This is a genomic window from Enterobacter sp. JH25, from assembly GCF_021725435.1.
In the GTDB taxonomy this organism is placed as follows: Bacteria; Pseudomonadota; Gammaproteobacteria; order Enterobacterales; family Enterobacteriaceae; genus Enterobacter; species Enterobacter intestinihominis.
Window position 1 is genome coordinate 1 of record NZ_CP091319.1, and the last position, 23,997, is coordinate 23,997.

Annotated in this window: 22 protein-coding genes and 1 other annotated feature; of the genes, 19 read left to right on the top strand and 3 right to left on the bottom strand. The window is 56.1% G+C overall.

Going from position 1 to position 23,997, the window contains the following annotated elements:
* From dnaA to L2Y28_RS00030, 6 genes are all read left to right on the top strand, one after another.
* Entirely contained in the window at nt 1-1,395 is a 1,395-nt protein-coding gene (dnaA, locus tag L2Y28_RS00005) for a chromosomal replication initiator protein DnaA (RefSeq protein ID WP_023298950.1), read from the top strand.
* A gap of 4 nt (nt 1,396-1,399) precedes the next feature.
* Nucleotides 1,400-2,500, top strand: coding sequence for a DNA polymerase III subunit beta (dnaN, locus tag L2Y28_RS00010; RefSeq protein WP_022646526.1), 1,101 nt, complete (start codon nt 1,400-1,402; stop codon nt 2,498-2,500).
* A complete protein-coding gene (recF, locus tag L2Y28_RS00015; RefSeq protein WP_022646527.1) occupies nt 2,500-3,573 on the top strand; it encodes a DNA replication/repair protein RecF in 1,074 nt (357 codons plus the stop codon). Before dnaN ends, recF begins: the two co-directional genes overlap by 1 nt.
* Nucleotides 3,574-3,601: 28 nt before the next feature.
* Nucleotides 3,602-6,013: a DNA topoisomerase (ATP-hydrolyzing) subunit B gene (gene gyrB / locus L2Y28_RS00020; protein ID WP_022646528.1), complete on the top strand. Its 2,412-nt coding sequence runs from the start codon at nt 3,602-3,604 to the stop codon at nt 6,011-6,013.
* A 229-nt stretch (nt 6,014-6,242) separates the two neighbouring features.
* Entirely contained in the window at nt 6,243-6,947 is a 705-nt protein-coding gene (locus L2Y28_RS00025; RefSeq protein WP_022646529.1) for a hypothetical protein, read from the top strand.
* Between the two features lie 2 nt (nt 6,948-6,949).
* Complete coding sequence (locus L2Y28_RS00030; RefSeq protein WP_022646530.1) at nt 6,950-7,351, top strand: hypothetical protein; 402 nt, start codon at nt 6,950-6,952, stop codon at nt 7,349-7,351.
* Here L2Y28_RS00030 and L2Y28_RS00035 read toward each other — a convergent pair.
* Nucleotides 7,348-8,286 (bottom strand): LysR family transcriptional regulator, encoded by a 939-nt coding sequence (locus L2Y28_RS00035; RefSeq protein ID WP_022646531.1) that lies wholly within the window; start codon nt 8,284-8,286, stop codon nt 7,348-7,350. The genes L2Y28_RS00030 and L2Y28_RS00035 overlap by 4 nt on opposite strands.
* Before the next feature lie 110 nt (nt 8,287-8,396).
* Between L2Y28_RS00035 and L2Y28_RS00040 the strand changes: the two genes are divergently transcribed.
* The 8 genes from L2Y28_RS00040 to L2Y28_RS00075 all read left to right on the top strand — a co-directional run bounded on the left by L2Y28_RS00040 (nt 8,397) and on the right by L2Y28_RS00075 (nt 16,621).
* Nucleotides 8,397-9,422 (top strand): NAD(P)-dependent alcohol dehydrogenase, encoded by a 1,026-nt coding sequence (locus L2Y28_RS00040; RefSeq protein WP_022646532.1) that lies wholly within the window; start codon nt 8,397-8,399, stop codon nt 9,420-9,422.
* 113 nt (nt 9,423-9,535) lie between these two features.
* Entirely contained in the window at nt 9,536-10,348 is an 813-nt protein-coding gene (yidA, locus tag L2Y28_RS00045; protein ID WP_022646533.1) for a sugar-phosphatase, read from the top strand.
* 226 nt (nt 10,349-10,574) lie between these two features.
* Nucleotides 10,575-11,264: a D-galactonate utilization transcriptional regulator DgoR gene (dgoR, locus tag L2Y28_RS00050; protein WP_003861109.1), complete on the top strand. Its 690-nt coding sequence runs from the start codon at nt 10,575-10,577 to the stop codon at nt 11,262-11,264.
* On the top strand, nt 11,261-12,139 hold the full coding sequence (locus L2Y28_RS00055; RefSeq protein WP_022646534.1) for a 2-dehydro-3-deoxygalactonokinase: 879 nt from the start codon (nt 11,261-11,263) through the stop codon (nt 12,137-12,139). The genes dgoR and L2Y28_RS00055 overlap by 4 nt, the downstream gene beginning before the upstream one ends.
* Nucleotides 12,123-12,740, top strand: a complete 618-nt coding sequence (locus L2Y28_RS00060) for a 2-dehydro-3-deoxy-6-phosphogalactonate aldolase (protein WP_022646535.1) — start codon at nt 12,123-12,125, stop codon at nt 12,738-12,740. Before L2Y28_RS00055 ends, L2Y28_RS00060 begins: the two co-directional genes overlap by 17 nt.
* Entirely contained in the window at nt 12,737-13,885 is a 1,149-nt protein-coding gene (gene dgoD / locus L2Y28_RS00065) for a galactonate dehydratase (protein ID WP_017694024.1), read from the top strand. The genes L2Y28_RS00060 and dgoD overlap by 4 nt, the downstream gene beginning before the upstream one ends.
* A 117-nt stretch (nt 13,886-14,002) precedes the next feature.
* Nucleotides 14,003-15,340, top strand: coding sequence for an MFS transporter (locus L2Y28_RS00070; RefSeq protein ID WP_161496779.1), 1,338 nt, complete (start codon nt 14,003-14,005; stop codon nt 15,338-15,340).
* 51 nt (nt 15,341-15,391) lie between these two features.
* A complete protein-coding gene (locus tag L2Y28_RS00075; protein ID WP_022646537.1) occupies nt 15,392-16,621 on the top strand; it encodes a DUF3748 domain-containing protein in 1,230 nt (409 codons plus the stop codon).
* Here L2Y28_RS00075 and L2Y28_RS00080 read toward each other — a convergent pair.
* A complete protein-coding gene (locus tag L2Y28_RS00080; protein WP_032622035.1) occupies nt 16,618-16,950 on the bottom strand; it encodes a YceK/YidQ family lipoprotein in 333 nt (110 codons plus the stop codon). The two genes, L2Y28_RS00075 and L2Y28_RS00080, sit on opposite strands and share 4 nt — an antisense overlap.
* A gap of 247 nt (nt 16,951-17,197) precedes the next feature.
* Nucleotides 17,198-17,272 (top strand) — a sequence feature (ROSE (Repression Of Heat Shock gene Expression) occurs in the 5'-region of heat shock genes and acts as an RNA thermometer to modulate expression.).
* On the opposite strand from L2Y28_RS00080, the gene ibpA reads away from it, so the two are divergent.
* The 3 genes from ibpA (at nt 17,266) to L2Y28_RS00095 (ending at nt 20,075) form a co-directional block, all read left to right on the top strand.
* On the top strand, nt 17,266-17,676 hold the full coding sequence (gene ibpA, locus L2Y28_RS00085) for a small heat shock chaperone IbpA (RefSeq protein WP_003861094.1): 411 nt from the start codon (nt 17,266-17,268) through the stop codon (nt 17,674-17,676). (Overlaps the previous feature by 7 nt.)
* 136 nt (nt 17,677-17,812) lie before the next feature.
* Nucleotides 17,813-18,241, top strand: coding sequence for a small heat shock chaperone IbpB (gene ibpB, locus L2Y28_RS00090; RefSeq protein WP_022646539.1), 429 nt, complete (start codon nt 17,813-17,815; stop codon nt 18,239-18,241).
* A 172-nt stretch (nt 18,242-18,413) separates the two neighbouring features.
* Nucleotides 18,414-20,075, top strand: coding sequence for a putative transporter (locus L2Y28_RS00095; RefSeq protein ID WP_022646540.1), 1,662 nt, complete (start codon nt 18,414-18,416; stop codon nt 20,073-20,075).
* On the opposite strand, the gene L2Y28_RS00100 is transcribed toward L2Y28_RS00095, so the two are convergent.
* Nucleotides 20,043-20,789, bottom strand: a complete 747-nt coding sequence (locus L2Y28_RS00100; protein WP_022646541.1) for a GntR family transcriptional regulator — start codon at nt 20,787-20,789, stop codon at nt 20,043-20,045. The genes L2Y28_RS00095 and L2Y28_RS00100 overlap by 33 nt on opposite strands.
* Nucleotides 20,790-21,010: 221 nt before the next feature.
* Between L2Y28_RS00100 and L2Y28_RS00105 the strand changes: the two genes are divergently transcribed.
* Together L2Y28_RS00105 and L2Y28_RS00110 are read left to right on the top strand one after the other, a co-directional pair.
* Nucleotides 21,011-22,633 carry an alpha-glucoside-specific PTS transporter subunit IIBC gene (locus L2Y28_RS00105; RefSeq protein ID WP_022646542.1) on the top strand — a complete coding sequence of 541 codons (1,623 nt, stop codon included), beginning with the start codon at nt 21,011-21,013 and terminating at the stop codon, nt 22,631-22,633.
* Nucleotides 22,630-23,952, top strand: coding sequence for a 6-phospho-alpha-glucosidase (locus L2Y28_RS00110; protein WP_022646543.1), 1,323 nt, complete (start codon nt 22,630-22,632; stop codon nt 23,950-23,952). Before L2Y28_RS00105 ends, L2Y28_RS00110 begins: the two co-directional genes overlap by 4 nt.
* Nucleotides 23,953-23,997: the final 45 nt, after the last annotated feature.

Sequence of the window (23,997 nt, forward strand, 5' to 3'; positions counted from 1 at the left end):
GTGTCACTTTCGCTTTGGCAGCAGTGTCTTGCCCGATTGCAGGATGAGTTACCAGCCACAGAATTCAGTATGTGGATCCGCCCATTGCAGGCGGAACTGAGCGATAACACGCTGGCTTTGTACGCGCCAAACCGTTTCGTGCTCGATTGGGTAAGGGATAAATACCTTAATAACATCAATGGACTGCTGAACGATTTCTGCGGGTCAGATGCCCCACAGCTGCGTTTTGAAGTGGGCACAAAGCCGGTCACCCAAACCGTTCGTGAAGTTGTCAATGTGGCAGCCCCTGCACAGGCGGCGCCCACTCCAGCGCCTCGCGTTGCACCGGCTCGTCAGGGCTGGGATAACGTTCCAGCCCCCGCTGAGCCTACCTACCGCTCTAATGTTAACGTGAAACACACGTTCGATAACTTCGTTGAAGGTAAGTCGAACCAGCTGGCGCGCGCGGCGGCCCGCCAGGTTGCCGATAATCCCGGTGGTGCTTACAACCCGCTGTTCCTTTATGGCGGCACGGGTCTCGGTAAAACGCACCTGCTGCATGCGGTGGGCAACGGCATTATGGCGCGTAAGCCCAATGCCAAAGTAGTGTATATGCACTCCGAACGCTTCGTTCAGGATATGGTAAAAGCCCTGCAAAACAATGCGATCGAAGAGTTTAAACGCTACTACCGTTCCGTTGATGCGCTGCTGATCGATGACATCCAGTTCTTTGCCAATAAAGAACGATCGCAGGAAGAGTTTTTCCACACCTTTAACGCCCTGCTGGAAGGCAATCAGCAGATCATTTTGACCTCGGATCGTTATCCAAAAGAGATCAACGGCGTTGAAGATCGTCTCAAATCCCGCTTCGGCTGGGGCCTGACCGTGGCGATCGAGCCGCCGGAGCTGGAAACCCGCGTCGCGATCCTGATGAAAAAAGCCGACGAGAACGACATTCGCCTGCCGGGTGAAGTGGCGTTCTTTATTGCCAAGCGCCTGCGTTCCAACGTTCGTGAGCTGGAAGGGGCACTGAACCGCGTTATCGCCAACGCCAATTTTACCGGTCGTGCGATCACCATCGATTTTGTGCGTGAAGCGCTGCGCGATCTGTTGGCATTGCAGGAAAAACTGGTCACCATCGACAATATTCAGAAGACGGTGGCTGAGTACTACAAGATCAAAGTGGCAGATTTACTGTCTAAACGTCGTTCCCGCTCGGTGGCGCGTCCGCGTCAGATGGCGATGGCGCTGGCAAAAGAGCTCACCAACCACAGCCTGCCGGAAATCGGTGATGCGTTTGGTGGCCGTGACCATACGACCGTGCTGCACGCCTGTCGCAAGATTGAGCAGTTACGCGAAGAAAGCCACGACATAAAAGAAGATTTTTCCAATTTAATCAGAACATTATCATCGTGACGCTATGAAATTTACCGTTGAACGTGAACATTTATTAAAACCGCTGCAACAGGTGAGTGGCCCATTAGGCGGCCGCCCTACGCTGCCTATTCTTGGAAACCTGCTGCTTCAGGTCGCTGACGGTACGCTGTCGTTGACCGGCACAGATCTGGAAATGGAAATGATCGCGCGCGTTACGCTGACTCAGCCGCACGACGCGGGCGCGACCACGGTTCCGGCACGTAAATTCTTTGATATTTGCCGTGGGCTGCCGGAAGGCGCTGAAATCGCCGTGCAGCTGGAGGGCGACCGCATGCTGGTGCGCTCTGGCCGCAGCCGTTTCTCCCTCTCCACGCTGCCCGCTGCGGACTTCCCGAACCTGGATGACTGGCAGAGCGAAGTTGAATTTACCCTGCAGCAGGCGACGATGAAGCGTCTGATTGAAGCCACGCAGTTCTCTATGGCGCATCAGGACGTTCGTTACTACTTAAACGGCATGCTGTTCGAAACCGAAGGTGAAGAGCTGCGTACCGTGGCTACAGACGGTCACCGTCTGGCGGTCTGTTCTATGCCGATTGGCGATTCACTGCCAAACCATTCGGTGATCGTACCGCGTAAAGGCGTAATTGAACTGATGCGTATGCTCGACGGCGGCGACACCCCGCTGCGCGTGCAGATTGGTAGCAACAATATTCGTGCCCACGTGGGCGATTTTGTCTTCACATCGAAGCTGGTAGACGGACGTTTCCCGGATTATCGCCGCGTATTGCCGAAGAACCCGGACAAAACGCTGGAGGCAGGTTGCGACATCCTCAAGCAGGCGTTCGCGCGCGCCGCTATTCTCTCCAACGAGAAATTCCGCGGCGTACGTCTGTACGTGAGTGAAAACCAGATCAAAATCACCGCCAACAACCCGGAGCAGGAAGAGGCAGAAGAGATTCTGGACGTCACCTACGCCGGGGCTGAGATGGAAATCGGCTTCAACGTCAGCTATGTGCTGGATGTGCTGAATGCACTGAAATGCGAGAACGTTCGCATCCTGCTGACTGACTCCGTTTCGAGCGTACAGATTGAAGATGCCGCATCACAGTCGGCTGCTTATGTTGTCATGCCAATGAGACTGTAATGTCGCTCACCCGTCTGTTGATCCGCGACTTTCGCAACATCGAGAGCGCGGATCTCGCTTTATCCCCTGGCTTTAATTTCCTGGTTGGCGCGAACGGCAGCGGCAAAACCAGCGTGCTCGAAGCCATCTATACGCTCGGTCATGGCCGGGCGTTTCGCAGTTTGCAGATTGGTCGCGTGATTCGCCACGAGCAGGATGCGTTTGTGCTGCATGGGCGCTTACAGGGTGCCGAGCGGGAAACTGCCATCGGCCTGACCAAAGACAAGCAGGGCGACAGCAAGGTGCGCATCGACGGCACCGACGGCCACAAGGTGGCGGAGCTGGCACTGCTGATGCCGATGCAGCTGATTACGCCGGAGGGGTTTACTTTACTCAACGGCGGCCCCAAATACAGAAGAGCGTTCCTCGACTGGGGATGCTTTCACAATGAAGCCGGTTTCTTTAACGCCTGGAGCAATCTGAAGCGTCTGCTTAAACAGCGTAACGCCGCATTGCGCCAGGTCACGCGCTACGCCCAGCTGCGTCCGTGGGACATGGAATTAATTCCTCTTGCGGAACAAATCAGCCGCTGGCGTGCCGAATACAGCGCAGGTATCGCCGAAGACATGGCCGACACCTGCAAACAGTTTTTACCCGAGTTCTCTCTCACCTTCTCTTTCCAGCGTGGCTGGGAAAAAGAGACGGATTATGCCGAGGTGTTAGAGAGAAGCTTCGAGCGCGATCGCATGTTGACCTACACCGCGCACGGCCCGCACAAGGCGGATTTCCGCATTCGTGCCGACGGTGCGCCGGTGGAAGACACGCTGTCGCGCGGGCAGCTGAAGCTCCTGATGTGCGCGCTACGCCTGGCGCAGGGGGAGTTCCTCACCCGCGAAAGTGGGCGACGCTGCCTGTACCTGATAGATGATTTTGCCTCGGAACTTGACGACGCGCGGCGCGGGCTACTTGCCAGCCGCTTAAAAGCCACGCAGTCGCAGGTTTTCGTCAGCGCCATTAGCGCTGAACACGTTATGGACATGTCGGACGAAAATTCGAAGATGTTTACCGTGGAAAAGGGTAAAATAACGGATTAACCCAAGTTGAAATGAGCGAGAAACGTTGATGTCGAATTCTTATGACTCCTCCAGTATCAAAGTCCTGAAAGGACTGGATGCGGTGCGTAAGCGCCCGGGTATGTATATCGGCGACACGGATGACGGCACCGGTCTGCACCACATGGTATTCGAGGTGGTAGATAACGCTATCGACGAAGCGCTCGCGGGTCACTGTAAAGACATCGTGGTCACGATCCATGCGGACAACTCCGTGTCCGTTACCGATGACGGTCGTGGCATCCCAACCGGTATTCACCCGGAAGAGGGCGTATCTGCTGCGGAAGTTATCATGACCGTTCTGCACGCAGGCGGTAAGTTCGATGATAACTCCTATAAAGTTTCCGGCGGTCTGCACGGCGTAGGCGTATCCGTAGTAAACGCCCTGTCGCAGAAGCTGGAGCTGGTTATCCAGCGCGAAGGCAAAATTCACCGCCAGATTTACACCCATGGTGTGCCGCAGGCACCGCTGGCCGTTACCGGTGATACCGACAAAACCGGTACCATGGTGCGTTTCTGGCCGAGCCTTGAAACCTTCACCAACGTCACCGAATTCGAGTACGAGATCCTGGCGAAACGCCTGCGTGAACTGTCGTTCCTGAACTCCGGCGTGTCGATTCGACTGCGCGACAAACGCGACAACAAAGAAGACCACTTCCACTACGAAGGCGGTATCAAGGCGTTCGTTGAGTATCTGAACAAGAACAAAACGCCAATTCACCCGAATATCTTCTACTTCTCTACTGAAAAAGACGGTATCGGCGTGGAAGTGGCACTGCAGTGGAACGATGGTTTCCAGGAAAACATCTACTGCTTTACCAACAACATTCCACAGCGCGACGGCGGTACGCACCTTGCGGGCTTCCGCGCGGCGATGACCCGTACCCTGAACGCCTACATGGACAAAGAAGGCTACAGCAAAAAAGCGAAAGTCAGCGCCACCGGTGACGATGCCCGTGAAGGCCTGATTGCCGTGGTCTCCGTGAAGGTGCCGGATCCGAAATTCTCCTCACAGACCAAAGACAAGCTGGTCTCTTCTGAGGTGAAATCGGCGGTTGAACAGCAGATGAACGAACTGCTGAGCGAATACCTGCTGGAAAACCCGTCCGACGCGAAAATCGTGGTGGGTAAAATTATCGATGCGGCGCGTGCCCGTGAAGCGGCGCGTAAAGCCCGTGAAATGACCCGTCGTAAAGGCGCGCTGGACCTGGCAGGCCTGCCGGGCAAACTGGCTGACTGCCAGGAACGCGATCCGGCGCTGTCTGAACTGTACCTCGTGGAAGGGGACTCCGCGGGCGGTTCTGCGAAGCAGGGCCGTAACCGCAAGAACCAGGCGATTCTGCCGCTGAAGGGTAAAATCCTCAACGTTGAGAAAGCGCGCTTCGACAAGATGCTCTCTTCTCAGGAAGTGGCGACGCTCATCACCGCGCTCGGCTGCGGCATCGGTCGCGACGAGTACAACCCGGACAAACTGCGCTATCACAGCATCATCATCATGACCGATGCGGACGTCGACGGCTCGCACATTCGTACGCTGCTGTTGACCTTCTTCTATCGTCAGATGCCGGAAATCGTTGAGCGCGGCCACGTCTACATTGCCCAGCCGCCGCTGTATAAAGTGAAGAAAGGCAAGCAGGAACAGTACATTAAAGATGACGAGGCGATGGATCAGTACCAAATCGCGATCGCCCTTGATGGTGCGACCCTGCACGCAAACTCCAGCGCGCCAGCGCTGGCCGGTGAACCGCTGGAGCGTCTGGTCTCCGAGTTCAACGCCACGCAGAAAATGATTGGCCGTATGGAGCGTCGCTATCCGAAAGCGCTGCTGAAAGAGCTGATTAATCAGCCGACCCTGACCGAAGCCGATCTGAGCAACGAGCAGACCGTCACCCGCTGGGTGAACACCCTGGTGAGCGAGCTGAACGAGAAAGAGCAGCACGGCAGCCAGTGGAAGTTTGACGTTCAGCAGAACGCTGAGCAGCAGTTCGAGCCGATTGTTCGCGTGCGTACCCACGGCGTCGATACCGACTACCCGCTGGAGCACGAGTTTGTTACTGGTCCGGAATACCGCCGTATCTGCACCCTCGGCGAGAAGCTGCGTGGTCTGATCGAAGACGACGCGTTCATCGAACGTGGCGAGCGTCGTCAGCCGGTAGCCAGCTTCGAACAGGCGCTGGAGTGGCTGGTGAAAGAGTCCCGTCGTGGCCTCTCTATTCAGCGTTATAAAGGCCTTGGCGAAATGAACCCGGATCAGCTGTGGGAAACCACCATGGATCCGGAAAGCCGTCGCATGCTGCGCGTCACCGTTAAAGACGCAATCGCAGCGGATCAGCTGTTCACTACCCTGATGGGTGACGCGGTTGAACCACGTCGCGCCTTCATCGAAGAGAACGCCCTGAAAGCGGCGAACATCGATATTTAACGGTTGTTTTTGTGGGGCTCATTCCAAATGACGTCTCATAAAGAATGCAGTCGGCTAAGAACAAAAAAGAGAGTGACATGATGTCACTCTCTTTTTTTTACTTATATTTGAATATCAATAAAACGAAGTCGATCTCATTGATGTGATCCTCGCTCAGGAGTATATACCCCGATAAAGAGTATGGTGGTCTGTTAAAGTTGAAATCGGTACGGAAAAAGGAATAAACCGTATGAGCAGCAGGAGCGATATTATCGGGGCCGATGAATGGCAGGTAACGACCCGCAGCGGCCTCGTCTACAGTGAGGTCCTCGGTTGGATCGACCTGGGGCATGCCAGGGGCGAAGATATTTCCCTGCTTCTGGCTGATTTCAGCAGCGGCGAAGCCAGTGGCAGACCTTATTACACGATTGCATACAATCAGAGAATGAATATCGGGAAAGGACTGGCCGGAACGGGTAAGTTTGTTCGCTGGGAAATAAAACGTGGGCGCTCGATGTCAGAAATTAACAGCATTGCCCTGGCTATGATGATGGATACCGCGAGAAATTTTGAAAATTACCAGTCCCGCGCTTTTTTCAGTTGGTACACCGATAGCGGGTTCAGCGGAGAAGACCTGGTGTCGGATCTGCTCGGTTTTTACAGGGCGCTGATTCCTTCGGATTACCGGGCTCAGTTGCGGCCTGTCAGTCGTGAAAGCGCACTACGCCGCTGGGATCATTACGGACCGATCGGTAATTTCAAGAACCGGGGTTTTCTTCCATTGATTTTTCCCGACCCTGATGACCTTAATATCCGGCATGAACCCTATAAAGGCCCGCTTCCCCGCTTTATGAGGTGGGTAACGCCGTTTGATAACTTCAGTTCAGACATTGTTCGTATTCTTAACGATAACGGCACATATCATTCCTTCTTTACCCACTCAGGACGACGTTGAGCATGAAAAAGTTAGCCATATTCTCAGGGCTGGCCATTGTGATTGTCACGGCCATATACCTCCTTTTGCCGTATGAGCCTGAGATGACATATCGTGAATCAGATAGGGTTCGCTATCATTTTTACACACCGGCATCGATTAAGCAGGCACCACGCCTGTCACCGGATTATACCTTCAGCCACTCTGCTGCAAATGGACAGCCAGAGACCGCTGGCGTGTGCTTTAGCGGGGTATCTGATGCCGCTGCACTAAAACAATATCTTGTTTCGCGTGGCTACGCCTTTGCCAGAAAGGCCCCCGTCGGGGAGCTATGGACGTCAGAACGTCATCGGGATGTGTACTTCACTGTTATCAGCAGGGTTTCGCCTGGCAGGCAAGTTTGCCTTTTTGAATCAGAACGTTAACTTGCACCTTCGACGCGGCTTGCAGGAAAGTCCAGCGACAGCACTGACGGTAAACGGCTGGCAAGCGTATCGACAGCAATTCTAACCCTCAGCGGCAGATGCGGCGTCTGCTGCCAGACTGCATGAATGTCGAAGCGCACGTCCGGTGCCTGCTTTAAAAGCGGGATGAGTTTTCCCTGATGTATTTCTCTGCGGGCCATCCAGCAGGGCAACCACGCAAGGCCGTGTCCGGCCAGCGCAGCGTCGCAGATTGCCTGTAAATCATCCATATTGAGCGATGAGCGGGGAGTAAAGGTGTGCGATCTCCCTTCGCTATCCATTAGCTGCCAGGGCAGCACTCTGCCTGATCGCAGATAGTTAATGGCAGTGTGGTGGGGTAAATCAGCAACGTTTTCTGGCTGGCCGTTCTTCATCAGGTAATCCGGGGCGGCACACAGCACCATGCGATGCTCGCCCAGCCTTCTGGCGACCAGCAGGCTGCTGTCCTGCAGCGTGCCGTTACGTACCGCCATATCAAAGCCTTCCTCTACCAGATCCACCACGCGGTCGCTGAATGACATTTCAAGCTCAAGCCCAGGATGTTCCTGCGTCAGTTCTATCAGCAGTGGCGCGACGCACTGGCGACCAAACAGAACCGGCATGGCGACGCGCAGGCGGCCGCTGACCTGCTGCTTCCCTGTTTCAAGCAGCGACTCCGCGCCCCGAATCTCCTCCAGCGCGCGAAGGCAGCGTTCATAAAACAGAGCGCCGTTGTCGGTCAGCCTCTGGCTGCGGGTGGTACGCTGGAAAAGACGTACGCCCAGCCGCTCTTCAAGACGAGCAATGCTTTTTCCTACCGCTGAGCGCGACAAATGCAGACGGACGGCGGCCTGCGCAAAACTTCCCGCCTCAACGGCGGCCACAAATACAGGTATATCCTTCAGCGTATCGGTCATGGATTGTATCCACTGCGTCATCAATTATGGGAAAACTTATCGCCACTGGCGACCAGGTGTCAACGGTAGACTGTCAGTCCTAAAGCTTATTTGATGGCAGGAGAGAAAAAATGACAGAAACAATGCAGCGCTGGTCAATGAACGCCCTTGGGCGCGAGAGCCTTCAGCTTGTTCAGGTGCCTGTGCCACAGCCAGGCCCGGGGGAGGTTCGCGTAAGGGTTAATGCCGTTGCGCTCAACTACCGGGATAAAATGGTGATTGAAGGCACGATGCCGATTCCGCTTTCCTTCCCGTTTACCCCAGCATCTGACATGGCAGGCGTGGTGGACAGCGTTGGCGACGGCGTTACGCGTTTCAAACCCGGCGCACGCGTCATCTCAACCTTCTTCCCGGAATGGATCGACGGCAAGCCGCAGGCAGACGCGCGCGATTTGCCCTATAAAACGTCCGGTGGATACTTCCAGGGCATGCTGGCCGAATATGTGATTGTGAGTGAAAACGCGCTGGTGGCGCCCCCGGAAAGCCTGGATGACGCTGAGGCCAGCACGCTTCCTTGCGCGGGGCTTACCGCATGGTTCGCGCTGGTGGAGCGCGGTCATTTACGCGCCGGGCAATCGGTGCTGGTACAAGGCACGGGCGGTGTGGCGCTATTCGCTTTGCAGATAGCAAAAGCGCACGGCGCAGAAGTTATTGTTACGTCGGGGAGTGATGAAAAACTGGCACTGGCCAAAAAGCTGGGGGCCAGCCAGGGCATCAACCGACTGAAAGGCGACTGGGCTGAAAATACGCTGGCACTGACGCAGGATCGCGGCATCGACCATATTATCGAAACCGTGGGTGGGGAGAACCTGAGACATTCCCTTCGCGCGGTAGCCGTTCACGGGCGTATCTCCGTTATTGGCGTGCTGGCCGGAACGGACATTTCCCTGCCTGCTGGCGAGCTGCTGCTGAAATCCCCCGTCATTCAGGGGATTGGGGTTGGACACCGCCGGGCGCTGGAAGATTTCGTCCGTGCTGTTGATGTCACGGAGTTAAAACCGGTGATTGAACATCGCTATCGTTTTGACGAACTGGAACAGGCGCTTGAGCATCTGGATCGCGGTGCGTTTGGCAAAATCGTTCTCACCCGCGAGTGAGTTCTTGTTCCCGGGATAAATATAAAAGGGGCTTTTTGTTACGCAAGGTAGCTCTATTTTTGTGTGCTTAATCGCGTTAGCATGAAATAGCACTCATTTATCCCGGGGACCTCATGGCTATCAAACTCATTGCAATCGATATGGACGGCACGCTGCTGCTGCCAGACCACACTATCTCTCCTGCCGTTAAAAATGCGATCGCCGCCGCACGCGAAAAAGGCGTGAACGTGGTGCTCACCACCGGACGCCCGTATGCCGGGGTGCACAGCTACCTGAAAGAGCTGCACATGAATCAGCCTGGCGATTACTGCATCACCTATAACGGCGCTCTGGTGCAAAAGGCAGCCGATGGCAGCACGGTGGCGCAAACTGCACTGAGCTATGATGACTACCGTTTCCTGGAAAAGCTCTCCCGCGAAGTGGGCTCTCACTTCCACGCGCTCGATCGCAATACGCTTTACACCGCCAACCGCGATATCAGCTACTACACGGTGCACGAGTCCTACGTTGCAACCATTCCACTGGTGTTCTGCGAAGCGGAAAACATGGACCCGGCAACCCAGTTCCTGAAAGTGATGATGATTGATGAACCTGCGGTTCTCGACAAAGCCATCTCACGCATTCCGGCTGAGGTAAAAGAGAAATACACCGTGCTGAAAAGCGCGCCGTACTTCCTCGAAATCCTCGATAAACGCGTCAATAAAGGCACGGGTGTCAAATCGCTTGCCGATGCGCTGGGCATCAAGCCTGGGGAGATTATGGCGCTGGGCGACCAGGAAAACGATATTGCGATGATCGAATATGCAGGCATGGGCGTGGCGATGGATAACGCGATCCCGTCGGTGAAAGAAGTGGCGAACTTCGTCACCAAATCTAACCTGGAAGACGGCGTGGCTTATGCGATTGAGAAATTTGTCCTGTCCTAACAGCTGTCTGTAATCATCAGCCTCGGTTATCAACCGGGGCTTTTTTTGGCGCTGAATTTATCGAATTGTTCTTTTTGTGATCTGGATTGTAGTACAACATTAACTGATTGTACTACATTGTCACCACGGCAAAGGCGAAAGGACTCACGTTTGTACTGCAAAAGTGAGGCGAAATTCAGCGGTCGCGGTAAAGTAGTGATGGACTTACAGAGCACAAGGACTCTCCATGACACTCAATAAAACCGATCGCATTGTCATCACGCTGGGCACTCAGATTGTGGGTGGCAAATACGTTCCCGGTTCGCCGCTGCCAGCAGAGGCGGAACTGTGCGAGGAGTTTGAAACCTCGCGCAACATCATCCGGGAAGTGTTCCGCTCGCTGATGGCGAAGCGGCTGATTGAAATGAAGCGCTATCGCGGCGCGTTTGTTGCGCCGCGTAACCAGTGGAACTACCTCGATACCGATGTTCTGCAATGGGTACTGGAAAACGACTACGACCCACGGCTTATCGGCGCGATGAGCGAAGTCCGAAATCTGGTGGAACCGGCCATCGCCCGCTGGGCGGCAGAGCGCGCAACGTCAGGTGACCTGGCACAGATTGAGTCGGCGTTAAACGACATGATCGCCAATAACCAGAATCGGGAGGCGTTCAACGAGGCGGACATTCGCTACCACGAGGCGGTACTGCAGTCGGTGCATAACCCGGTGTTACAGCAGCTTAGCGTGGCGATCAGCTCGCTACAGCGAGCAGTATTTGAACGTACCTGGATGGGCGATGAGGCCAACATGCCGAAAACGCTTCAGGAACATAAAGCGCTGTTCGATGCGATACGGCATCAGGACGGCGATGCGGCAGAGCAGGCGGCACTGACCATGATCGCCAGCTCGACACGAAGGTTGAAGGAAATCACATGACATCACGCTACATCGCAATTGACTGGGGATCGACCAATCTGCGCGCCTGGCTCTACCAGGGGGAGCAGTGTCTGGAAAGCAGGCAATCAGAAGCAGGTGTGACGCGCCTGAACGGTAAATCCCCCGAAGCGGTGTTAGCAGAGGTGACACAAAACTGGCGCGACGGTACTACGCCAGTGGTGATGGCCGGAATGGTCGGCAGTAACGTGGGCTGGAAGGTTGCGCCTTACCTGTCGGTTCCGGTGCATTTCACCGCCGTTGGCGAGCAGTTAACGTCCGTTGGCGACAATGTCTGGATTATTCCCGGTTTATGCGTCTCTCGCGACGATAACCATAACGTGATGCGCGGCGAAGAGACGCAGCTGCTCGGGGCGCGCACCCTTTCTCCTTCTTCTGTCTACGTCATGCCCGGGACGCACTGCAAATGGGTCCAGGCGGATGCTGAGCAAATTCATGATTTCCGCACGGTGATGACCGGCGAACTGCACCACTTGCTGCTTAAGCATTCGCTGGTGGGGGCCGGTTTGCCGGAGCAAACCCCTTCGCCGGAAGCGTTTGCTGCCGGGCTTGAGCGCGGGATCGCATCCCCTGCCGTTTTGCCGCAACTTTTTGAGGTTCGCGCCTCGCACGTGCTGGGAAATCTTCCGCGCGAGCAGGTCAGCGAATTTCTGTCCGGCCTGCTGATTGGCGCAGAAGTCGCCACTCTGAGCGACGCGTTCGCCGGGCAGCAGGCCATCACGCTCGTCGCGGGTTCATCGCTGACGTCTCGTTACCGCCAGGCGTTCCACGCTATCGGACGGGATGTTGCTGCGGTGGAAGGCGACACGGCATTTCAGGCAGGCATAAGGAGCATCGCTCATGCAGTGGCAAACTGAACTTCCCCTGATCGCGATTTTGCGCGGTATCACGCCCGGTGAGGCCTTAGCGCACGTTGGCGCGGTGATCGACGCCGGGTTCGACGCGGTGGAAATCCCGCTCAACTCCCCGGAGTGGGAAAAAAGCATTCCGGCAATTGTGAAGGCGTTTGGTGATAAGGCGCTGATTGGCGCAGGCACCGTGCTGCAACCGGAGCAGGTGGATGAACTGGCGAAAATGGGCTGCAAGCTTATCGTCACACCGAATATCAACCCCGAGGTGATCCGCCGGGCGGTGGATTACGGCATGACCGTATGCCCGGGTTGCGCCACGGCCACAGAAGCCTTTGCCGCCCTCGATGCGGGCGCACAGTCTCTCAAAATTTTCCCGTCGTCGGCCTTTGGTCCGGATTACATCAAAGCGCTGAAAGCGGTCTTACCCGCCAGCGTGCCGGTCTTTGCCGTGGGCGGCGTCACGCCGGAAAACCTGGTGCAGTGGATAAAAGCGGGTTGTGCAGGCGCGGGGCTGGGCAGCGATCTCTATCGTGCCGGACAGCCCGTTGAGCGTACCGCACATCAGGCGGCAGCATTTGTGAAAGCGTATCGAGAGGCAGTGCAATGAAAATAACCAAACTTACCACGTACCGTTTACCCCCGCGTTGGATGTTCCTGAAAATCGAAACCGACGAAGGCGTGGTTGGCTGGGGCGAGCCGGTGATTGAAGGCCGTGCGCGCACCGTTGAAGCCGCGGTTCACGAGCTGGGTGAATACCTGATTGGCCAGGATCCGGCGCGCATCAACGACCTGTGGCAGGTCATGTACCGGGCGGGATTTTACCGTGGCGGTCCGATCCTGATGAGCGCCATCGCCGGTATCGATCAGGCGCTGTGGGATATCAAAGGCAAAGTGCTGAATGCCCCGGTCTGGCAATTAATGGGCGGCCTGGTGCGAGACAAAATCAAAGCCTACAGCTGGGTGGGCGGTGACCGCCCTGCGGAAGTGATCGACGGTATCCGGCAGCTGCGCAACATCGGTTTTGACACCTTCAAACTCAACGGCTGCGAAGAGATGGGCGTTATCGACAACTCGCGCGCGGTAGACCGGGCGGTGAACACCGTGGCGCAAATCCGCGAGGCTTTCGGCAACGAGATTGAGTTTGGCCTGGATTTCCACGGCCGCGTCAGCGCGCCAATGGCCAAAGTGCTGATTAAAGAGCTGGAGCCGTATCGCCCGCTGTTTATTGAAGAGCCTGTTCTGGCCGAGCAGGCGGAATACTATCCAAAACTGGCTGAACAGACGCACATTCCCATCGCGGCGGGGGAGCGTATGTTCTCGCGCTTCGAGTTTAAGCGCGTGCTGGAAGCGGGCGGCATTGCGATCCTGCAACCGGACCTCTCCCACGCGGGTGGCATCACCGAATGCTACAAAATTGCCGGCATGGCAGAAGCCTACGATGTGGCGCTGGCGCCGCACTGTCCGCTTGGGCCGATTGCGCTGGCAGCCTGTCTGCATGTGGACTTCGTCTCCCGTAATGCAGTGTTCCAGGAACAAAGCATGGGCATTCACTATAACAAGGGCGCGGAGCTGCTCGACTTTGTGAAAAACAAAGAAGACTTCAGCATGGAAGGTGGTTTCTTTAAACCGTTAACGAAGCCGGGCCTTGGCGTGGAGATCGACGAAGCCAAAGTCATTGAGCTGAGTAAAAGTGCGCCGGACTGGCGTAACCCACTGTGGCGTCTTGAAGACGGTTCCGTAGCCGAGTGGTAAATCGCCGGATGGCGCTACGCTTATCCGGCCTACTCTCTCGTAGGCCCGGTAAGCGAAGCGCCACCGGGCAAAAAAAACGTACATAGAAAAAATATAACCCTCTGTAAATTACAGGGCATGGTGAGCGGCTTCGCTATGCCCAAAATCTGGAGACAGATTGCGATGGATATTCCAGTTACTGCTGCAAAAACCGGGCGTCGCCGCTACCTGACGCTAATTATGATTTTTATTACCGTGGTCATTTGCTATGTCGACCGCGCCAACCTTGCTGTGGCCTCGGCCCATATTCAGGAAGAGTTTGGCATCACCAAAGCGGAAATGGGCTACGTCTTCTCGGCGTTTGCCTGGCTGTATACGCTCTGCCAGATCCCCGGCGGCTGGTTCCTTGACCGCGTGGGGTCACGTCTGACCTACTTTATCGCTATTTTGGGCTGGTCCGTGGCGACCCTGTTCCAGGGCTTCGCCACCGGGCTGATGTCGCTGATAGGCCTACGCGCCATCACCGGGGTGTTTGAAGCGCCCGCGTTCCCGACCAACAACCGCATGGTGACCAGCTGGTTCCCTGAACACGAACGCGCTTCCGCTGTTGGTTTTTACACCTCCGGGCAGTTTGTTGGTCTGGCGTTTCTGACGCCGCTGTTAATCTGGATCCAGGAGCTGCTGAGCTGGCACTGGGTGTTCATCGTCACCGGCGGGATCGGCATTATCTGGTCGTTAATCTGGTTTAAGGTCTATCAGCCGCCGCGTCTGACCAAAAGTATCACCAAAGCCGAACTGGACTACATCCGCGACGGCGGCGGTCTGGTGGATGGCGATGCGCCAGTGAAAAAAGAGGCGCGCCAGCCGCTGACCAGAGCGGACTGGAAGCTGGTCTTCCACCGTAAGCTGGTGGGCGTATATCTGGGCCAGTTCGCGGTGACCTCCACGCTGTGGTTCTTCCTCACCTGGTTCCCGAACTATCTGACCCAGGAAAAAGGGATAACCGCGCTGAAGGCGGGCTTTATGACCACCGTTCCCTTCCTTGCGGCGTTTTTCGGCGTGCTGCTCTCGGGCTGGCTGGCGGACAAACTGGTGAAAAAAGGCTTCTCACTGGGGGTTGCGCGTAAAACGCCGATTATCTGCGGACTGCTGATCTCTACCTGCATCATGGGAGCGAACTACACCAACGATCCAGTGTGGATCATGACCCTGATGGCGGTAGCGTTCTTCGGGAACGGTTTTGCCTCCATCACCTGGTCGCTGGTGTCGTCCCTGGCACCGATGCGGCTGATTGGCCTGACTGGTGGCGTATTCAACTTCGTTGGCGGCCTGGGCGGGATCACCGTGCCGCTGGTCATCGGTTACCTGGCGCAGGACTACGGCTTTGGTCCGGCTCTGGTGTATATCTCTGCCGTGGCGCTGATCGGCGCGCTCTCCTACATCCTGCTGGTAGGTGACGTGAAACGAGTAGGCTAATCCCTTCGGATGTTTTACCCTGATGCGATAACCGCGCATCAGGGTATTTTCATGAAACAAATCACCTTCGCTTCCCGCAACCACCAGCTCACCAACATCAACATCTGGACGCCAGACAGCCAGTGGCTTGTCTATGATGTCCGCCCGTCCGGCGCGTCGTTTACCGGTAAAACCATTGAGCGGGTCAACGTCGGTACGGGCGAGGTTGAGGTGATCTACCGTGCGACTGACGGCGCGCATGTCGGCGTGGTGACCGTTCATCCTGCCGGGGAGAAATATATTTTTATCCACGGCCCGAAAAAACCGGATGCAGACTGGCAGTATGATTTTCACCATCGTCAGGGAGTGATTGCGCACAACGGCCAGGTGAGCAATCTTGATGCGATGGATATCACCGCGCCTTACACGGCGGGGGCGCTGCGTGGCGGCAGCCACGTTCACGTTTTTAGCCCGAACGGGCAGTTCGTCAGCTTTACCTACAACGACCATGTACTGCACGCGCGCGATCCGCAGCTGGATTTGCGTAACGTCGGGGTGGCGGCGCCTTTTGGTCCGGTAAACCCACAGGGGAACCATCCGCGGGAATATGCCGGAACCTTCTGGAGCGTACTGGTAAGCCGGACAACGCCGAACCCGCAACCGGGCAGCGATGAGATTAACCGCGCCTATGAAGAGGGCTGGGTGGGCAACGACAGGCTGGCGTTTATCGGCGATACGGTGTCTGCGAAAGGCGAGAAAGTGCCCGAACTGTTTATTGTGGACCTTCCCAAGGACGAGCAGGGCTGGAAACGGGCGGGCGATGCGCCGTTGCAGGGGACGCCGGATACAATGCCCGCGCCGCCTGCGGGCGTCATGCAACGCCGCCTTACCTTCACCCATCAGAAGGCGCATCCGGGGCTGGTGAACGTGCCGCGCCACTGGGTGCGTAGCAATCCACAGGGGACGCAGATTGCGTTTTTAATGCGGGACGATAACGGCATTGTGCAGCTGTGGCTTATCTCCCCTGAAGGCGGTGAGCCGCGTCAGTTGACCCACGCTGAGAGTGATATTCAGTCGTCCTTTAACTGGCATCCTTCCGGCAACGGGCTGGGATTTGTGCTTGCAGGCCGCATTGCCTGCTGCGATGCGCAGACCGGAAAGGTGACGTTTTTGACGTCCGATCATGGCAACCCGCCGTCTGCTGACGCTGTGGTGTTTTCCCCGGACGGACGTTTTGTTGCGTGGATGGAAGAGAAGGACGGTTTCCGCCAGCTGTGGCTAACGGAAACCGCACAGAATTAGCGCGGGGTCATCTCTGCGGGCGGGATGACGGAGTTAGTCGCCAGCGTCTCCTGCTCGCTTTTCTCAACGCGCGAACGCACTGAGCTGTCGGTGCGGAACATATCCCACGGCAGCAGAAGCGTATCGGCAACCGCCGTAAACGGCATATCAAGAATCGCCAGAGATTTGGTACCCCAGTTTGTCTCATCATCAGAGATCATGGCGGCACTGGCGCGCGTCCCCGGATATGTTCCTTCTTTACCGCCGGTGTGCGACATCACGCTCGAACACCCGCAAAGTAAAACAACCCCGCTGAACGTCGCCAGCTTAATCAGAACATTTCTCATCATCACTCAGTCATCATTAGTAGCACGGCATTGACCTGCAACTCAGGGTTATAGCGAGGCGCGTCCAAAATGGATAGCTCAAAACTCCCGCACTGTGGTCGCCATCGCAATTTAACCCTTTGTGCTGTGCCCCTGAGTCTATGCGACAACCAGCAAAGTGCAAAAAAATCTCACATCAACAGGCTTGAAAAGGCCGTATCCAGACCCATTTTAAGAATGTAACCCGATAACGGACACGCCTGATGGGTGTTCGGGGAAGCAGAAGCCTGTCCATGGTGGAAGGCTACATTTTCTCGCTGATTCCAGGAGTTTTTATCTATGCGTAATTTCGATCTCTCTCCGCTATACCGTTCTGCCATAGGTTTTGATCGTCTGTTCAACCACTTAGAAAACAACCAGAGCCAGAGCAACGGCTATCCTCCTTACAACGTTGAATTGGTTGACGAAAACCACTATCGCATTGCGATTGCTGTCGCCGGTTTCGCAGAGAGCGAACTGGAGATCACCGCGCAGGACAATCTGCTGGTGGTGAAAGGCTCCCATGCGGGCGAGCAGAAAGAACGAACCTACCTCTACCAGGGCATCGCAGAGCGCAACTTTGAACGCAAGTTCCAGCTGGCTGAGAACATCCACGTCAAGGGCGCGAACCTGGTGAACGGCCTGCTGTTTATCGAGCTGGAACGTGTGATTCCGGAAGAGAAAAAACCGCGTCGTATCGAAATCAATTAATTAAGCGGGTCGCGGCTGCGGCCCACCTGAAATTGCTTGCCGTAAAGGGAGCATATGCGAATCCGTAAGGGTTTGCAGGTACAACTGCGCACAAAAATAAACTGTGCCGAACTCGCTTCTCAGAAGGAGATTTAGTATGCGTAACTATGATTTTTCCCCCCTGCTGCGTCAGTGGATCGGTTTTGACAAACTGGCTAACGCGCTGCAAAGCGCAACCGAACAGCAGACGTTTCCGCCGTACAACATCGAAAAAAGCGATGATAACCACTACCGCATCACGCTTGCGCTGGCCGGGTTCCGTCAGGAAGATCTCGACATCCAGCTTGAGGGTACGCGCCTGACCGTTAAAGGGTCACCGGAAAAACCTGACACCGAGACCAAATGGTTGCATCAGGGGCTTGTCACTCAGCCGTTTAGCCTGAGCTTTACCCTGGCAGACCATATGGAAGTTTCTGGCGCGACGTTCACTAACGGGCTGCTGAATATTGACCTCACCCGTAACGTGCCGGAAGCTATCGCGCCGCAGCGCATCGCCATTAGCGACAGGCCGGCGTTAAACAGTTAACAAACCCGCCGAAACTGTAGGTCGGGTTAGGCGCAGCCGCCACCCGACAACGCTCACAGACCGCACAAGGCCCTGCCCCGGCAGGGCTTTTTTGTGCGCCATCGCCCATACAACCGCCGCCAGCTCTGAGAGAATCCTTGATATAACTAAGGTTATGCACAGGATGTGGAACATGAGTGATATCGCGTTAACCGTCAGCGTGTTGGCCCTTGTCGCGGTAGTGGGGCTATGGCTGGGGAATATCAAAATCCGCGGCGTCGGGTTTGGGATTGGCGGAGTGCTTTTCGGCGGGATTTTTGTCGGCCATTTTGCCGACCAGCTTGGGTGGGTGCTCAGCGCCGATATGCTGCATTTCATCCAGGAGTTCGGCCTGATCCTCTTTGTGTATACCATCGGTATTCAGGTGGGGCCGGGCTTCTTCGCTTCCCTGCGCGTCTCCGGTTTACGCCTTAATCTCTTTGCCTTCGGCATCGTCGTGATGGGTGGGCTGGTCACCGCCATTCTGCACAAACTCTTCGCTATTCCGCTGCCCGTCGTGCTGGGCATCTTCTCCGGCGCCGTAACCAACACGCCCGCGCTCGGGGCGGGCCAGCAAATTCTGCGCGATCTGGGTATCCCTGCTGATGTCGTCGATCAGATGGGGATGAGCTACGCCATGGCCTATCCGTTTGGCATTTGCGGTATTTTGCTCTCCATGTGGCTGGTGCGCGTGCTGTTCCGCATTAACGTCGAGCAGGAGGCGAAAGAGCATGAAAGCACGCTGACCAACGGCCATGCGCTTATTAAAACCATCAACATTCGCGTCGAAAACCCCAACCTGAATAATATGGCGATACAGGATGTCCCCATTCTGAACAGCGCGACCATTATCTGTTCACGCCTGAAACGTGACGACACGCTGATGGTGCCTTCACCTGACACACTCATTCAGCACGGCGATCTCCTGCATCTGGTAGGGCAACCGGCGGATTTAAACAATGCCCGGCTGGTGATTGGTCAGGAGGTGGATACCTCGCTCTCAACCCGTGGAACGGACATGCGCGTGGAGCGCGTGGTAGTGACCAATGAGAAGGTCCTGGGCAAGAAAATACGCGATTTGCAGGTAAAAGAGCGTTATGACGTGGTGATCTCCCGGCTTAACCGCGCCGGTGTCGAGCTGGTGGCCAGCCAGGATGCCAGCCTGCAATTCGGTGATATTCTCAACCTCGTCGGGCGTCCTTCATCTATTGATGCCGTAGCGAACATGGTGGGCAACGCCCAGCAAAAACTCCAGCAGGTGCAGATGCTGCCGGTCTTTATCGGCGTCGGGCTTGGCGTCATGCTTGGCTCCATCCCCCTGTACGTGCCCGGCTTCCCGGTAGCACTGAAGCTGGGGCTGGCAGGCGGGCCGCTCATTATGGCGCTGATCCTCGGGCGTATCGGCTCCATCGGTAAGCTCTACTGGTTTATGCCGCCGAGCGCTAACCTGGCGCTGCGGGAGTTGGGCATCGTGCTGTTTCTGGCGGTGGTGGGGCTGAAATCCGGCGGCGATTTTGTCGATACCCTGGTTAACGGCGAAGGGATGAGCTGGGTAGGCTACGGCATATTCATTACCGCCATCCCGCTGATAACGGTCGGATTACTGGCGCGTATGTTCGCTAAAATGAACTATCTCACGCTGTGCGGCATGCTGGCCGGTTCCATGACCGATCCGCCCGCGCTGGCGTTCGCCAATAACCTGCACGCCACCAGCGGCGCGGCGGCGTTGTCCTACGCCACGGTCTATCCGCTGGTGATGTTTTTGCGCATTATCACCCCGCAACTACTGGCGGTGCTGTTCTGGGGGATGGGCTAATAAGTCTTCCGGGTGGATACGCCGCAGATGGTAGTCCACCTGGTAATCGCTGGTGTTCCGGAACATCACGGAATAGTTGAGGAACTCGCCGCTGTCGCTGTAGGAAAGAGAGGTGATGCGCAGCAGCGGCGTCTGTTCCGGCAGATTCATATAACCGGCCAGCTGTTTATCTGCCAGCACTGGCGTCAGGCTCTCGTAGTTGCCGCTAATGGTGATCCCGCACTCCTTCTCGATGTAATCAAACTTAGACCCTTCGAGATGCGCCAGGGAAAGATTGCGGAACAGCTTCACCGGCATAAAGCTGTCCTCCAGCATCAGCGGTTTTCCGTCCACGTAACGCACCCGCCTTGAAAAATAGATCCGCTCATCAACCTGAATCCGCAGCTGGCTGGCGATGGCGGGCGGCGCGGGCATCACTTCAAACTGCAACACCTTGCTCTGCACTTCTTTCCCCTGCTGGCGCAGTACCTCCACCAGCCCGGTCAGGTTAGTCGTTTCATGATGAACGTCTTTGCGCGCCACGAACGTCCCGCTGCCGTGTCGACGTTCAACCAGCCCCCAGCTTACCAGCAGATCCAATGCCTTGCGGATGGTCATCCGGGCTACGCCAAACTCCTTTGCCAGCGCTTTTTCGCCGGGTAACGGGCTGCCAATGTTGTAGTCCGACGAATTGAGCCGTAGCCGCAATCTGTCGGCAATAGATTTGTAGATCACCTGTAGACCTCTGCTCGCCCGTTATGGCGTGGATTACGTCTTAACTTGTCCATATTTGCTATCAAAAGTAGACCTGATTGGTCAAATTAAAACCATGAATGCGATCACGAATCGCAGCGGCACGCCATGTTCCCGCATCAGTAACTTCTTATGCTCACCTCAGGCCAGTAAAAAATCATAAAGGCCTCTACCCCTACAGGTTGTTTCATGAGGATTTAAAAATGCTCAGTCAAATACAACGTTTTGGCGGCGCCATGTTCACCCCGGTTTTACTGTTTCCCTTTGCCGGGATCGTGGTCGGGATCGCCATCATGCTTCGCAACCCGCTGTTTGTCGGCGAAGCTTTAACGGCCCCCGATCATCTGTTCGCGCAGATTGTTCACATCATCGAAGAGGGCGGCTGGGCGGTGTTCCGCAATATGCCGCTGATTTTTGCTGTCGGCTTACCGATTGGCCTGGCAAAGCAGGCGCAGGGCCGCGCCTGTCTGGCGGTGCTGATTAGCTTTCTGACCTGGAACTACTTTATCAACGCGATGGGGATGACCTGGGGTCACTTCTTTGGCGTCGACTTCTCTGCTGAACCCACTGCTGGCAGCGGGCTGGCGATGATTGCCGGAATCAAAACGCTTGATACCAGCATCATCGGGGCGATTATCATTTCCGGGCTCGTCACCGCCATCCACAACCGATTTTTCGACAAGCCGTTGCCAGTCTTCCTGGGGATTTTCCAGGGCACCTCGTTTGTCGTTATCCTCGCGTTTTTCGTGATGATCCCCTGCGCCTGGCTGACGCTGCTGGGCTGGCCGAAAGTGCAGATGGGCATTGAGTCCCTGCAGGCGTTCCTGCGCTCTGCCGGTGCGCTCGGCGTATGGGTCTATACCTTCCTGGAACGCATTCTGATCCCAACCGGATTGCACCACTTCGTCTACGGTCCGTTTATCTTCGGCCCGGCGGCGGTAGAGGGCGGCATTCAGGTCTACTGGGCGCAGCACCTGCAGGAATTCAGCCAGAGCACTGTGCCGCTAAAAACACTGTTCCCTGAAGGCGGCTTCGCCCTGCACGGCAATTCGAAAGTGTTTGGCTCGGTCGGGATTGCGCTGGCGATCTGGTACACCGCGTCGCCGGAGAACCGCGTCAAGGTTGCGGGGCTGCTGGTTCCGGCCACGCTTACCGCCGTGCTGGTGGGTATTACCGAACCGCTGGAGTTCACCTTCCTGTTTATCTCGCCGTTGCTGTTTGCCATCCACGCCGTGCTGGCCGCAACGATGGCGACGGTGATGTATACCTTCGGGGTGGTGGGGAACATGGGGGGCGGTCTGCTGGACCAGTTCCTGCCGCAAAACTGGATCCCGATGTTCCATAACCACGCCTCGACGGTATTCACCCAGATTGGCATCGGCCTCTGCTTCACCGCTCTCTATTTCGTGGTCTTCAGGACGCTTATCGAACGTCTGAATCTGAAAACGCCGGGCCGGGAAGAGAGCGAAATCAAGCTCTACAGCAAGGCCGACTATAAGGCGGCGCGTGGGCAAACCACCGCCCCGGCAGCAGCCAGCCAGCAGGTCGGACAGGCCGCTGGGTTCTTACAGGCGCTCGGCGGCGCAGCAAATATCGAAAGTATCAATAACTGCGCCACCCGCCTTCGTATCGCCCTGGTGGATATGACGAAAACCCAAAGCGATGACGTATTCAAAGCCCTGGGCGCACACGGTGTGGTGCGGCGCGGCAACGGCATACAGGTGATTGTCGGTCTGCACGTTCCTCAGGTGCGCGACCAGCTGGAATCGCTGATGAAAACCCCTTTAACAAACGAACAAACCACTCTGACAGAGGCTATATCATGAAAAAATTCTCAGTTGTTATTGCAGGCGGCGGCAGTACATTCACGCCTGGTATCGTCCTGATGCTGTTAGCCAACCGTGACCGTTTCCCGCTGCGTGCGCTGAAGTTCTATGACAATGACGGAGCACGTCAGGAGGTTATCGCGGAGGCGTGCAAAATCATCCTTAAGGAGCAGGCGCCGGAGATTGAATTTAGTTACACCACCGATCCTGAAGCGGCCTTTACCGATGTGGATTTCGTGATGGCGCATATTCGCGTTGGCAAATATCCCATGCGTGAAAAGGATGAAAAAATCCCGCTGCGCCACGGCGTGCTGGGCCAGGAAACGTGCGGGCCGGGCGGCATCTCCTACGGCATGCGCTCCATCGGCGGCGTGCTTGAGCTGGTAGATTATATGGAGCAGTACTCCCCGAAAGCGTGGATGCTGAACTACTCCAACCCGGCGGCGATTGTCGCGGAAGCCACGCGCCGCCTGCGTCCGAACGCGAAAATCCTCAACATCTGCGACATGCCGATCGGCATTGAAGGCCGTATGGCGCAAATCGTCGGCCTGAAAGATCGCAAAGAGATGCGCGTGCGCTACTACGGTCTGAACCACTTCGGCTGGTGGACGTCGATTGAAGATCTGAACGGAAACGATCTGATGCCGAAACTGCGCGAATACGTGGCGAAAAACGGTTATGTTCCACCTTCGGAAGATGCGCATACTGAAGCGAGCTGGAACGATACCTTCGCCAAGGCCAAAGACGTACAGGCGCTGGATCCGGACACCATGCCGAACACCTACCTGAAGTATTACCTGTTCCCGGACTATGTGGTCGCCCATTCCAACCCGGAGCGTACCCGCGCCAATGAAGTGATGGATCACCGTGAGAAGCATGTATTCAGTTCATGCCGGGCGATTATCGAAGCCGGTCATTCTTCTGCCGGTGAACTGGAAATCGACGAACATGCATCGTACATCGTCGATCTGGCGACCGCGATTGCCTTTAATACCCAGGAACGCATGTTGCTGATTGTGCCTAACAATGGGGCTATCCATAATTTTGACGCCGACGCGATGGTAGAAATTCCGTGTCTGGTCGGCCACAACGGACCGGAGCCGCTGACCGTGGGTGATATTCCGCACTTCCAGAAAGGGCTCATGAGCCAGCAGGTGGCGGTGGAAAAACTGGTGGTGGACGCCTGGGAGCAGCGCTCGTATCAGAAACTCTGGCAGGCGATTACCCTGTCGAAAACCGTACCGAGCGCATCGGTGGCGAAGGCGATTCTGGACGATCTGATTGAAGCTAATAAGGATTACTGGCCAGAGCTGCACTAATCTTTCTGACCGGCATCGCCAGATGCCGGTCTCCTTGTCCTGGCT

Bases quoted from the DNA above. Each gene is read 5' to 3' on its own strand.
- ibpB (WP_022646539.1), top strand. From the start codon at position 17,813: ATGCGTAACTATGATTTTTCCCCCCTGCTGCGTCAGTGGATCGGTTTT.
- L2Y28_RS00105 (WP_022646542.1), top strand. From the start codon at position 21,011: ATGCTCAGTCAAATACAACGTTTTGGCGGCGCCATGTTCACCCCGGTT.
- dnaN (WP_022646526.1), top strand. From the start codon at position 1,400: ATGAAATTTACCGTTGAACGTGAACATTTATTAAAACCGCTGCAACAG.
- L2Y28_RS00030 (WP_022646530.1), top strand. From the start codon at position 6,950: ATGAAAAAGTTAGCCATATTCTCAGGGCTGGCCATTGTGATTGTCACG.
- gyrB (WP_022646528.1), top strand. From the start codon at position 3,602: ATGTCGAATTCTTATGACTCCTCCAGTATCAAAGTCCTGAAAGGACTG.
- ibpA (WP_003861094.1), top strand. From the start codon at position 17,266: ATGCGTAATTTCGATCTCTCTCCGCTATACCGTTCTGCCATAGGTTTT.
- L2Y28_RS00055 (WP_022646534.1), top strand. From the start codon at position 11,261: ATGACATCACGCTACATCGCAATTGACTGGGGATCGACCAATCTGCGC.
- L2Y28_RS00035 (WP_022646531.1), bottom strand. From the start codon at position 8,286: ATGACCGATACGCTGAAGGATATACCTGTATTTGTGGCCGCCGTTGAG.
- L2Y28_RS00095 (WP_022646540.1), top strand. From the start codon at position 18,414: ATGAGTGATATCGCGTTAACCGTCAGCGTGTTGGCCCTTGTCGCGGTA.
- yidA (WP_022646533.1), top strand. From the start codon at position 9,536: ATGGCTATCAAACTCATTGCAATCGATATGGACGGCACGCTGCTGCTG.
- recF (WP_022646527.1), top strand. From the start codon at position 2,500: ATGTCGCTCACCCGTCTGTTGATCCGCGACTTTCGCAACATCGAGAGC.
- L2Y28_RS00080 (WP_032622035.1), bottom strand. From the start codon at position 16,950: ATGATGAGAAATGTTCTGATTAAGCTGGCGACGTTCAGCGGGGTTGTT.
- L2Y28_RS00040 (WP_022646532.1), top strand. From the start codon at position 8,397: ATGACAGAAACAATGCAGCGCTGGTCAATGAACGCCCTTGGGCGCGAG.
- L2Y28_RS00110 (WP_022646543.1), top strand. From the start codon at position 22,630: ATGAAAAAATTCTCAGTTGTTATTGCAGGCGGCGGCAGTACATTCACG.
- L2Y28_RS00025 (WP_022646529.1), top strand. From the start codon at position 6,243: ATGAGCAGCAGGAGCGATATTATCGGGGCCGATGAATGGCAGGTAACG.
- dgoD (WP_017694024.1), top strand. From the start codon at position 12,737: ATGAAAATAACCAAACTTACCACGTACCGTTTACCCCCGCGTTGGATG.
- L2Y28_RS00075 (WP_022646537.1), top strand. From the start codon at position 15,392: ATGAAACAAATCACCTTCGCTTCCCGCAACCACCAGCTCACCAACATC.
- dgoR (WP_003861109.1), top strand. From the start codon at position 10,575: ATGACACTCAATAAAACCGATCGCATTGTCATCACGCTGGGCACTCAG.
- L2Y28_RS00070 (WP_161496779.1), top strand. From the start codon at position 14,003: ATGGTGAGCGGCTTCGCTATGCCCAAAATCTGGAGACAGATTGCGATG.
- L2Y28_RS00060 (WP_022646535.1), top strand. From the start codon at position 12,123: ATGCAGTGGCAAACTGAACTTCCCCTGATCGCGATTTTGCGCGGTATC.